General features: G+C 29.0%; 11 protein-coding genes and 1 pseudogene. 4 read left to right on the top strand and 8 right to left on the bottom strand.

Annotation, left to right across the window (positions count from 1 at the left end; translation table 11 throughout):
• The first annotated feature begins 194 nt into the window (after positions 1-194).
• The 3 genes and pseudogenes from ACTQYZ_RS01800 to ACTQYZ_RS01790 all read left to right on the top strand — a co-directional run bounded on the left by ACTQYZ_RS01800 (position 195) and on the right by ACTQYZ_RS01790 (position 2,143).
• Positions 195-1,388 carry a hypothetical protein gene (locus tag ACTQYZ_RS01800; protein ID WP_441020949.1) on the top strand — a complete coding sequence of 398 codons (1,194 nt, stop codon included), beginning with the start codon at positions 195-197 and terminating at the stop codon, positions 1,386-1,388.
• Between the two features lie 131 nt (positions 1,389-1,519).
• Positions 1,520-1,834: pseudogene (locus ACTQYZ_RS01795) on the top strand (DUF6442 family protein).
• Between the two features lie 99 nt (positions 1,835-1,933).
• Complete coding sequence (locus ACTQYZ_RS01790; protein ID WP_138268457.1) at positions 1,934-2,143, top strand: helix-turn-helix transcriptional regulator; 210 nt, start codon at positions 1,934-1,936, stop codon at positions 2,141-2,143.
• Between the two features lie 43 nt (positions 2,144-2,186).
• Here ACTQYZ_RS01790 and ACTQYZ_RS01785 read toward each other — a convergent pair whose 3' ends face one another.
• The 8 genes from ACTQYZ_RS01785 to ACTQYZ_RS01750 form a co-directional block, all read right to left on the bottom strand.
• The gene (locus tag ACTQYZ_RS01785) at positions 2,187-4,790 is read right to left on the bottom strand and encodes a calcium-translocating P-type ATPase, PMCA-type (RefSeq protein WP_441021406.1); all 2,604 of its coding nucleotides are present in this window, start codon (positions 4,788-4,790) and stop codon (positions 2,187-2,189) included.
• A gap of 296 nt (positions 4,791-5,086) precedes the next feature.
• Positions 5,087-6,103, bottom strand: coding sequence for an ATP-binding protein (locus ACTQYZ_RS01780; RefSeq protein WP_441415907.1), 1,017 nt, complete (start codon positions 6,101-6,103; stop codon positions 5,087-5,089).
• Positions 6,100-6,765: a response regulator transcription factor gene (locus tag ACTQYZ_RS01775; RefSeq protein WP_138268435.1), complete on the bottom strand. Its 666-nt coding sequence runs from the start codon at positions 6,763-6,765 to the stop codon at positions 6,100-6,102. Before ACTQYZ_RS01775 ends, ACTQYZ_RS01780 begins: the two co-directional genes overlap by 4 nt.
• A gap of 106 nt (positions 6,766-6,871) precedes the next feature.
• Positions 6,872-8,008 carry an amidohydrolase family protein gene (locus ACTQYZ_RS01770; RefSeq protein ID WP_441020955.1) on the bottom strand — a complete coding sequence of 379 codons (1,137 nt, stop codon included), beginning with the start codon at positions 8,006-8,008 and terminating at the stop codon, positions 6,872-6,874.
• Positions 8,005-8,325, bottom strand: a complete 321-nt coding sequence (locus ACTQYZ_RS01765; RefSeq protein ID WP_441020957.1) for a hypothetical protein — start codon at positions 8,323-8,325, stop codon at positions 8,005-8,007. Before ACTQYZ_RS01765 ends, ACTQYZ_RS01770 begins: the two co-directional genes overlap by 4 nt.
• An 11-nt stretch (positions 8,326-8,336) precedes the next feature.
• Positions 8,337-9,605 carry a PTS galactitol transporter subunit IIC gene (locus tag ACTQYZ_RS01760; RefSeq protein ID WP_441020959.1) on the bottom strand — a complete coding sequence of 423 codons (1,269 nt, stop codon included), beginning with the start codon at positions 9,603-9,605 and terminating at the stop codon, positions 8,337-8,339.
• 31 nt (positions 9,606-9,636) lie between these two features.
• Entirely contained in the window at positions 9,637-9,924 is a 288-nt protein-coding gene (locus tag ACTQYZ_RS01755) for a PTS galactitol transporter subunit IIB (protein WP_138268431.1), read from the bottom strand.
• A 22-nt stretch (positions 9,925-9,946) separates the two neighbouring features.
• Positions 9,947-10,687 (bottom strand): DeoR/GlpR family DNA-binding transcription regulator, encoded by a 741-nt coding sequence (locus ACTQYZ_RS01750; protein ID WP_441415906.1) that lies wholly within the window; start codon positions 10,685-10,687, stop codon positions 9,947-9,949.
• A gap of 300 nt (positions 10,688-10,987) precedes the next feature.
• On the opposite strand from ACTQYZ_RS01750, the gene ACTQYZ_RS01745 reads away from it, so the two are divergent.
• The gene (locus ACTQYZ_RS01745) at positions 10,988-11,443 is read left to right on the top strand and encodes a hypothetical protein (RefSeq protein ID WP_441020963.1); all 456 of its coding nucleotides are present in this window, start codon (positions 10,988-10,990) and stop codon (positions 11,441-11,443) included.
• Positions 11,444-11,482: the final 39 nt, after the last annotated feature.

Here is an 11,482-nt window from a genome sequence, read left to right as displayed (position 1 = left end):
TTATTTATATTTTTGTCAAAAATATGACATATATAACTACACTTAAAACTTACAAAAATAAAATTATATGAACATTTTTTATGTAATCATTACATTATAAACGTACAAAATACGACTTTTTACTCTTTAAAATTACAAAAAAAATGACTTTTTGCTTTTTATGTGGTATAAATATATATATTGGAGGGATAGAATTGAAAAAAGGTATAATTAGAATATTTGTTTTGCTAACTTGTATTTTACTTTGCCTTAATATAACAGGGTGCAAAAATAAAAACTATCAATCATTCAGCAAAACTATAAACTATACAGAACTTGACAATACTGATAAAAAAATGTTAAGTGAATTAAATAAGGTATTATATAAATCAAAAGCTGTTATATGGCAGGACCTTGATTTAAAACAAAGACCTTTACTTCTTGTAAGAAAAGACGAAAGTGATGATAAAGGGAATAAAACAAATAAAGATATTTCCTACTTTGCTATTAATATAGCAGGAATTGAAAATGAAAATGTAAAAAAAGTAAATATGCCAAAAGGATTTTATTTTGACAGTGTTTACAGATTTAATAATGTAGAAGATTATTTATCAGCTCTAAACAATAATTATTCATCAAAAAATGATGAGCTTACTATTGCCAAAAGTCAAAATGTATTTTATTTTAAATATAATTCAAAAAGCTTTAATAACAAAGAATATCCAAACGAAGCTTTTTCAGCAATGTTTACTAAACAGGCATTTAACTACTACATTCAAAAAGACTGGCCTAAATATGATAATCCGGCAAGTGTAGCTCTTACGGCAAAAGAACTTTCTTATATAGGTATTGAATACAAAATAATGGACAATATAAGAAAAGAATGCAACAAAGACGATGTAAATGTAAAAAAACTCAATACTTTAATAAGTGAATATGTTACGGTAGAAAAAGAAAGAGAGAAACTAAACGAAACATACATTAAAGACGAGAGAGAAAAAATAACTTACGAAGGAAGTGCTTTTTACGTTGCCATAAGGGCGGCAAGATTAACCGAAACTCCTTACAACCTTATCTTCTTTGGAGAAGACAACGAAGAAAAAGAAACTGCATTCTATAATACGTTCATAAAAATGAGCAAAGATGAAATACCGGCTACTTACGTAAGTGAACAATCTTTATACTCTATAGGTGCACAACTTTGCATAATGCTAAATAACCTTGATATAAATGGTTGGCAAAAAGAAATAAATGCTTCTTATGAAGATAATGTAGTAACTATTTATGATGTTATACATAAATACTATGAAGATAATAAATTAAAAGAAAAATCTATTGATGATGTAAAAGAAAAATATGATTATGATGAAATATTAAAAGAAGCAAAAAAAATACAAAGATTATTATAAACAGAGGTCAAGCCTCTGTTTTTTATTAAAAGCTTATGACAAGTTTTATAGATATTTTGACAAGTATACTTGATATTATATACATAAAGTGATATATTAAATCCATAATAAATATATTTGAGGGAAATAAAATGGATAAAAATGAAATACTAGAAAAAAGCAGAAAAGAAAATAATGTTAGAGATGAAAGAGAAAAACAAATAAGCTCATATGCATAAAATGCAAATTTATTAATGTTAATGATTGTAGGTGTTATTATAATTATATTTGATACTATTCATGATATAGATATAAGCGGTATCATGTCTATGTTTTGGGCAGGTTGCCTTGGAGAATATATTTATAAATATATAAAAACTAAAGAAAAATCTTCTATTATAATTATGATAATATGTGTTATCTTTCTTATAAAAAATCTTGTTGAGCATTTTACAATGATTATATAAACAAATTAAATATATTATTCATTATAAAAAATAAAAAGCAAATTATTATGAATGATAAAATATGTTATAATTAAGAAAAACTTTATTGGTAAAATTAATATGAACGAAGAATTAGTATTAAAAAACAGATTAAAAATCGCAAGAGCAGAAAAAGGATTATCTCAAAGCGACCTTGCAAAAATGGTAGGAGTATCAAGACAGACAATAAGTTCAATCGAAACCGGACAATTTAATCCTACGGCAAAACTCGCTTTGATTTTAGCAATTGCCCTTGATAAAAAATTTGAAGAATTATTTTATTTTGAATAAAAAAATCCTATGGATAACCATAGGATTTTTTATTATTTATTATTTATTTACAATTTCTTATTCTCTTTAATAACTGAATTATAGGTAAGTTTAATAATGCAAGACCATATACTGTAAATAATTGACTCATATTAAGAGTTTGAACTGAGAATAACCCTTGCATAGCAGGTATTAATAATACTGCATTTAAAAGAACAAAACCTATAAGAAAAGCTCCTTGCATATATTTATTGTTAAAAAATCTCTTGGTAAAAAGTACTGGCTTCATTGCTTTACAGTTATATCCATGAACAAGTCTAGATAAACAAAGTGTTGCAAACGCCATTGTACTTGCAAGAAGTGCATTGCCGTCTTGATATCCGATATAGAATGCTATAACAGTCATAACTCCTATAACAAAACCTTCTGTTCCCACACTTGTTAAGAATTTCTTATTCATAATAGATTCATCTTTTGGTCTTGGAGGCATATTCATAACATCAGGATTATGAGGTTCAAGACCAAGTGCAATTGCAGGTAGAGAATCTGTTAATAGATTTATGAATAGTAGGTGTACCGGAGCAAATGGAACAGGAAGAGCTGCCAAAGAAGCAAAAAGAACAACAAGGATTGCTGCAAAGTTTCCTGAAATAAGGAATTGTATTGCTCTTTTTATATTATTATAAACGTTTCTTCCGTTTTCAACTGCTTTTACGATTGTTGCAAAGTTATCATCTGTTAAAACCATAGATGATGCATCTTTTGATACTTCTGTACCTGTTATACCCATTGCAACCCCTACATCAGCTTGTTTTAATGCTGGTGCGTCATTTACGCCGTCCCCAGTCATAGAAACTATATTGCCTTTTTCCTGCCAAGCTCTAACGATTCTTATTTTATGTTCAGGAGAAACTCTGGCATACACGCTTATGTTTTCTACGAAGTATTTAAGTTCTTCATCGCTCATGTTTTCTATTACACTGCCTTCACAAGCTTCACTTTCATCTTTTAAAATACCAATTCTCTTAGCGATTGCAGAAGCTGTTACTTTATGGTCTCCTGTAATCATAATAGGTTTGATACCTGCTTTGATACATTCTTCAACTGCTGCTTTACTTTCTTCTCTTGGTGGGTCCATCATTGAAATAAGACCAAGGAAAGTAAGCCCGTTTTCATCTTCAAGTTCTAATGTTTTTTCTTCATCAAAGTTTTTATAGCATACACCAAGAACTCTTAAACCGTTTCTTGAGTATTCCATATTTTGTTTTTCTATTTTTTCTTTATCTTCATCAGTAATTTCTACGGTATTACCATCTTTTACTATGTGTGTAGCTCTGTCTAAAATAACATCAATGGCACCTTTTGTTATCATAACGTAAGTATCTTTAATATTATTTAAAGTAGACATAAGTTTACGATCACTATCAAAAGGAATTTCACTTAATCTTTGATATTTATTTCTTAAATTAAGAGCACTATAACCATACTTTTCGCCTAAGTTAATAAGAGCTGTTTCTGTTGGGTCTCCGATTTCATTTCCATCAATATTTGTAGAGTCATTACAAAGAATGCTGTATAAAAGAAGACTTGACTGTGAATTATCATGTATATCTATCTTATCTGAAGTTATATCTTTTTCATTTACATAATAGTTTTCAACAGTCATTTTATTTTGTGTTAAAGTACCTGTTTTATCAGAACAAATTATAGATACACTACCTAAACCTTCAACAGCTTGAAGTTTACGAATAATAGCACCTTCTTTTGCCATTTTTTGTGTACCAAAAGCAAGAACGATAGTTACAATAGAGCTTAATGCTTCAGGAATTGCAGCAACGGCAAGAGCTACCGCAAATAAGAATGCATCTGTAACATTTCCTCCTTGTACTACTTGAAGCCCAAATAAAAGAGCACATAATACAAGAATTGCGATTGAAAGTTTTTGTCCAAATTTATCAAGGTTTACTTGAAGAGGTGTTTTCTTTTCCTGAGTATTTTTAAGCATACTTGCAATTTTACCTACTTCGGTATCCATTGCAATACCCGTTACAACAAAGCTCGCTCTTCCGTAAGTTACAAAACTGCCGGAATAAACCATATTTCTTCTATCTCCCAAAGGAAGTTCACCTTCTAAAGTTTCCTCTGTTTTTTCAACTGCCAAGCTTTCACCTGTTAGAGCACTTTCATCAACTTTCAAACTTGAACATTCGATTATTCTACCGTCAGCCGGTATAAAATCCCCTGCTTCAAGATGAACTTCATCTCCTATGGTAACTTCTCTGCTTGGTATTTCAATTACAATACCATCTCTCATTACCTTTGCATTTGGCGATGAAAGCTGCTTCAAACTGTTTAAAGACTGCTCTGCCTTTATTGTTTGAACAGTTCCTAAAATTGCATTGATTGTAATAACAACCAAAATTACTGCCGCACTTTCAACTTCTCCTAGAAACATCGATATTATTGCAGAAGCAATAAGAATAATAACAAGGAAATCCTTGTATTGTTCAAGGAAAATTTGTAAAACAGTTTTCTTTTTACCTTCGCTTAATTCGTTATAGCCGTATTTTTCTTGATTTTTTTTAGCTTGTTCACTGCTTAAGCCTTCGGTTGTACCATTAATTTCTTTTCTTACATCATTAAAATCCTGATTGTAATAATTACCCATACTTTTCTTTCCTTTCATAATCATACCGTACAATAAAAAAGAGACTTTTATTGTACTTTAATATACAATAAAAGTCTCGCTGTTTCATTATGATACGGATAGATTTAGTATCTATCGAGATTGGCGATATCATACACACTATACGTGCCAGCTACTCCCTTTTATTAGTAAATAATATACATTAAAATACGGAAAAAATCAACAAAAAAATAATTAATTTACAATTATTGTTTGTAAAATTTTTATGTAATATTCCATATGATTAATACATATAAAAAAGGAGTAATTTATTCCTTTTAATCATTCATATTTACATAAGAACTTAGAGGAAAAGTAATAATAACGGCAGTCTTTGCATTTTCCTGTGAAAGAATTTCTATTTTATGATATAAGCTGTCGCATAAGGTTTTGCATATATAAAGCCCCATGCCGGTTGATTTATATACCTTTCTGCCGTTTTCACCTGTAAAACCTTTATCGAATACTTTTGGAAGATCACTTCTCTTTATTCCTATTCCGTTATCCTCTATGTATAATTGTATACAGTCTTTTTTCTTTATGGTGTATATCCATATTTTTGCCTTTTCTTTTTTTGAATATTTTATGCTGTTTAATATAATTTGATTTATTATAAATTCAAGCCATTTACTATCGGAATTTACATATACATTAAGCCCGTTTATTTCAAGACTTATTTTACGTTGTATAAAATCTTTTTTATTTCTTAAAACAGCTGTTTTTACAACATCTTCAAGATTCACTTTCTTTATCACATAATCATTTTCTACGTGTTTACATCTTGCATAATACAAAACCTGTTCCACAAGGTTATCTATCTTACCGATTTCCTCTTCTATACTTTCCGTTACATCATTTCTGTTATTTTCAATTATCATAGAAGATGTTGCGATTGGAGTTTTTATTTCATGACACCAAAGCTCTATATAATCTTCTAAATCTTCGTTTTTTCTTTTAAACTCATTAACATTTTCTGACATGGATTTATCTACAGTATACAAAACATCATTTAATATCTCTCCTTCAAGAAAATCCGCACTGCCAATAAGTTCGTTTATAAGATACTTCTTATCAAGCTTCTTTAAGTTTCTATATAACCTATTATAAAATATTTTCTTTTTTTGATAATCTATCATAAAAGAAATAGAAGGTATAATTATCAAAAATATTAATATATTAATTTTTAGTATTACACTTACTTTAAATATAAAAAGAAAGAAAGCCGTTAAGAAAAATAAAAACACAAATAAACCTATGCTAAATGATCTATCTTTTAAATAATCTCTTAACTTCATGATATTATATAACCCTGCCCCCTTTTAGTTTCTATAAAATGTCCAAGCCCTGCGCTTTCAAGTTTTCTTCTGAGTCTGTTTATATTTACTGTCAATGTATTATCATCGACAAATGCATTATTATCCCAAAGATAATCCATAAGAGAATCTCTGGATACTATTTTAGACTTGTTTTTTATCAAAAAATGTAGAATTTTAAGTTCATTTTTACTTAAATCAAACTCTTTGTCATTATAAGTAAATGTACTTTTTGATAAATTTACCCTAACTCCCATATAAGAAATAGTATCACTTACATTCTTATTTGCTCTTTTTAATAGTGCTTCTATTCTCGCAATTAGTATTCTTGGATTATAGGGTTTTGTAATATAATCATCTGCCCCATAATTTATACATATAAGCTCGTCCATTTCCGATGTTCTGCTCGTAAGCATTATTATTGGAATATCCGATGTTTTCCTTACTTCCTTACAGATATACTCTCCGTCAATCATAGGTAAATTTATATCCAGTAAAACCAAATCAGAGTCACTGTTAATTATTACATCTACACTGTTTTTATAATCAGTTATCTCATCAACGTCATAGCCGTTATTACTTAAATATAAACCAAGTTCATTCCTTAATTTATTATCATCTTCAACTATTAATATTTTAGGCATATCTTTTCTCCTTGTCTTTTTATATTTTAGCACAAGAAATTTTAATCCATGCTTAAAATTTTATTAATGATTGATTAATTTAAAAAAAACGGCAGATACTGCCGTTTTAAAATTCAATATTTCTATAAACAACCTTACCACCTTTTAAAGTAAGCAAAGGAATAATTAATCTGTCTGCGTTAAGCGTACCGCCATATTTATCATTAAACGTAAAGTCTTTTTCTTTTATTTTTATAATGCATATATCTGCTGCAGTATTTTCTTTTAACGTAGATATATCCTCTAAATGCATCATTTTAGCAGGTCTTTCTATACACATCTTAGCAAGCTCCATAAGAGAAAAACCGAGATTTAAATACATTGACATTGTATAAGGAAGAGAGAATATAGGACGTTCATATACGTTATACGTCACAAGATCGGTACCTAATAAGTCCGGTTTAAACCCTTGTTTCAAGCTTTTGTTAATCATATCAAATGAAAAACTTCCTCTTCCGCTTGCAACATCAAATAAAACTCCTCTTTCTTTTGCCTTAAGAATTTCTTTATAAATTTCACCTTTTTCATTAAAAAGAGTCTGACCTTTTTGCTGATATATGTGAATCCATATATCAGCTTTTCTTAAGATATTTGCAATTTCAGTTATGTTAGGTAAATTTTTAACATGCACAGACAAAGGTAATTTTAATTTATCTGCAATTTCAACTGCTTTTTCTAATGGGTTAAGCCCAAGTCCTCTCACCGAATTATGATCCATTCTTATTTTAAGACCGATTATAGTATCTTTATATTTATCTGTATAATATTTTATCATTTCTTCATTAAAATACTTTGGATCTATATTTTCAAAATAATCCTCGGTTATAAGTCCGGTATTTGAAACGTTAAGATAACACTTTATATTCATCATGGAAGTTAATATAACATTTCTATAAAAGGATTCAAACGTAGACCAACCGGAAGATCCTTGATCTATCGCTGAAGTTACCCCGCTTGGAAGCATTATTACATCGGGATTTAAGTTTACATCTCCTCCGCCGTAAAAAATATGAGTATGGTTTTCTACAAGCCCTGGCATAACATAACATCCACTTGCATCTATCTTCTGCTTATATGAGATATTTTCATCTTTACTTGGCTTATTTACGATCTTATCCTTTATTATATAAATATCTTCCTTTTTCTCTATATTTCTCAAAGGATCAATTATCATACCATTTTCTATGATAATATCATATTTCATATTTCATTCCCGCTTTCTCTTAACCTTTTATGAGTTGCTTTTGCTTTTAAAAGTTGGTTTTGTATATCCTTTTTCGTTTTTTCCGCTGATGTATCAAGAATAATTGAAGTAGCATCAATTGTCTTTTTACTTAAATGAATTTTATCATTTAAGGTTACTGCAAAATCATAATCAAAATTGATATTATCAGCATTTTCACTTTCAACCACTGTTACGTTGCTTTCAATAAAAAACTCATTTCCTAAATTATAGATAATATCAATTATTTTATCAACATCATCTTTATTCTTATTAGAAACAAGAAGTACCTCTACCATAATATACCTCCTTAATTAGCAAGTCCAAATAGAGAAAGAACAGGTTTAATGATTAATAATAATGCATGTTCTGGATTTCCACCTGCAACAAGAGAAGCTCCTTCAGGAAGTGCAACACCTGCCCAGTGTACAAGTTCGGTAATTAGCGGACTTATTGCATTTATAACATATATATGCAAAGTATAGAATATTAGCATTGTAATTATTGTTCTGAATAAATTCCCTTTAGAATAAGCCGCAGCAGGAACACAAAAATATGTAAGACCTGTTAAAGAAACTATAGGTAAAAATCCGTTTCCAGGAAGAAGAACTGCAAGTAAAATTGCAAAAGGAATCATAATTGTTGATGCTGCAATAACTGTAGGATCTCCTATACCAAGAGCACAATCCATACCAATTAATAGAGATCTTCCTTTAAATCTTTTCTTTGTAAATGCTGATGCTGCAGAAGATATTGGAGCTAGTCCTTCCATAAGAAGAGATACCATTCTTGGAAGAAGAACCATTGCAGCTGCAATTCCAACACCTGTATTAAGAATTTGAGCAACAGGAAGTCCTCCTATTAAACTTATTACGATACCAATTACAAAACCTAAAAACATAGGATCGCTTATTCCCTTTAATTTATTTATTTTTGCGGGATTAATATCAAAATCTCTTACTTTTGGTATTAAGTCTATAACTTTATTCACAATAAAAGAACAAATTGCACTTGTCATTATTGCAAGAGTAGTACAACTGGTTCCTTCAAGTCCAAAATACTCCTGCCATGTTTTGGAATCCCAATCTGCAAGCAAAAGAGTTATTATAGAGAATATCGCAGAAACTATAAGACCAACAACAACACTGCCTGAAACTAAATATGCGATTCCTCCTGCAAGAATAAAGTGGAACATATTCCATATATCGATATTTAGAGTTTTTGTAAATTTTAAACTAAGCATAATGACATTAATTAAAATTGCAATTGGAATAACAAGAGCAGCTATCGGAGTTGCCCATGCCGCTGTACCAATTGTTGGGAAACCTACGTCAATAATATTAAAATTAAGTCCTACCTTTTCTGCCAAAGCCGTTGCAGCGGGAGATACGGCATTTGAAAGAAGAGTTATTATAAGATTAATACCTTGAAATCCGATACCAACAAGTAAACCTGAACGTAAAGCCTTAGATAATTTCATTCTAAAGGCAAGCCCTAAAAGTATAAGGAATAAAGGCATAACAACCATTGTTCCAAGAGAATCAGTTACATATTTTACTACTACCAATAATGTATCCATTTTTTTCCTCCTTTAATTAATAAAAACGTTACTATAAATTTTTTACTTTATTAACAAATTTTTCCACAAATTCATCTTCGCCTATTCCTGTAAGAAGCGATGTTGCAGAAAGCACTTCAGTTTTTGAATTTTCTATATTAAATTTACTGGTTACTACTGCAAGGTCAAAATCATCTATAATTCCTTCTAAAGAACTTATTGATGTTTTTGTAAAATTAACATCTAGATTATTATCGCTTACAATATCTTTAAGTTTTTGTTCAACAACAGTTGAAGTAGCAATACCGCTTCCACAGGCAACAACTATTTTTACGCTCATGTTTCTTTCCCCTCCTTTCCTTTTATTTTGCTATTAAAACTCTTACACCTTTTTCTTCAAAGCGTCTTTTAAGTTTTATATCCATACTGTCGGTAATTAAAACGTCTATTTTATCTACATCACAAAGTTTTGAAAAAGACTGCTTTCCAATTTTAGAACTGTCACAAAGAACAATTACTTTATTTGAATTTCTAATCATTTGTTTTTTTATTGCGATTGAATCCAAAAAGTTATACGAAAGTCCTGTATTTATATCTAAACTATCAACGGATAAGAAACATATATCTGCCAAAGTATGTTTAAACAAATCTTCTGCCATAGCTCCAAAAACAGCATATCCCGGCGTTTTTATATAACCTCCGCATATTACAATATTCATACTCGGATATCCGCATAATTTATTGGCAATTCTTATATCATTGGTAACAACAACTATTTCTTTATCATTTAAGAAAGATGCAATTTCATTTGTCGTTGAGCCATTGTCTATAATCACAATTTGCTTGTCTTGAATTAATTTTGACGCAAGTTGCCCGATTTTTCTCTTTTCGTTTATTGCCGTCATATTCTTTTTGTAGTAAGGCATTTCATTTAGCATTATATTTTCCGCCGGTATTGCTCCACCATGATTTTTCTTTATCTTTCCTTTTGACTCAAGTTCTATTAAATCTTTTCTTATAGTCACCTTGGAAACATTAAACTTTTTTGAAAGTTCATTAACCGTAGCTTCTTTTTTTTTCGTATATATATTCCAAAATCGCATATTGCCTTTTATTCTTATACATAACTTTTTTAACCTTCTTTATGTTATCTTTAAATAAATTAAAACCAAAACAAAATAAAAAGTAAATTAAAAGCGTTTATTTAGCTTGTTTTTTATGCTATTTACTTTCGTTTTATTTCGTTCGTAAGTTTTTTAGGGATATTTATTTCGCATAGGAAAGTATTATGATACCCAAAAATCTATTAAAATATTTAATATTACAACAATCATAAATCTAATAATTCTCTTTAAGAATTTAAAAATTTATGATATGATAATTACCTAACAGAGGTGAGAAAAATGAATACTTTTAAAATGGAAAAGAAAAACAAAAAAGTTTATGTAACTTTTGGACTTATAATATACGTTCTTGGAATTTTATCTATATTTAATACTTTCAGCATAGCAAAAAAAGCAGGACGAACAGTTGAAGGTCTTGAAATATTCTTTATTGCGTTAGTGTTTGTAATAGGAACAATAAATATTTTAAAAGCCTTTTTAGCAAAAGTATCTATAAGTGAAGACACAATAACATTTTCAAGCGGTGTACTTCCAACAAAAATAGTAAAAAAAGATGAAATTGCAGCTATTTACAGGCCTTATAACAACAAGTTTGTAATATATAAAAAGAACGGAAAGAAAATAACAATAAACTATATTTTTGATAACTTAAGAGAATTTCACAACAAGTTAAAAAAATTAAATGTATATATAACTCCAAACAAACAAAAAGCATTAAATAAAGTAAACAAATAAAAGAGCATATGCTCTTTTTTTATTAAAAAATAAAATACA

The organism is Anaerofustis sp. LCP19S3_F7 (assembly GCF_052119445.1).
GTDB classification, from domain to species: domain Bacteria; phylum Bacillota; class Clostridia; order Eubacteriales; family Anaerofustaceae; genus Anaerofustis; species Anaerofustis butyriciformans.
This window is presented reverse-complemented; position numbering and strand designations above follow the sequence as displayed.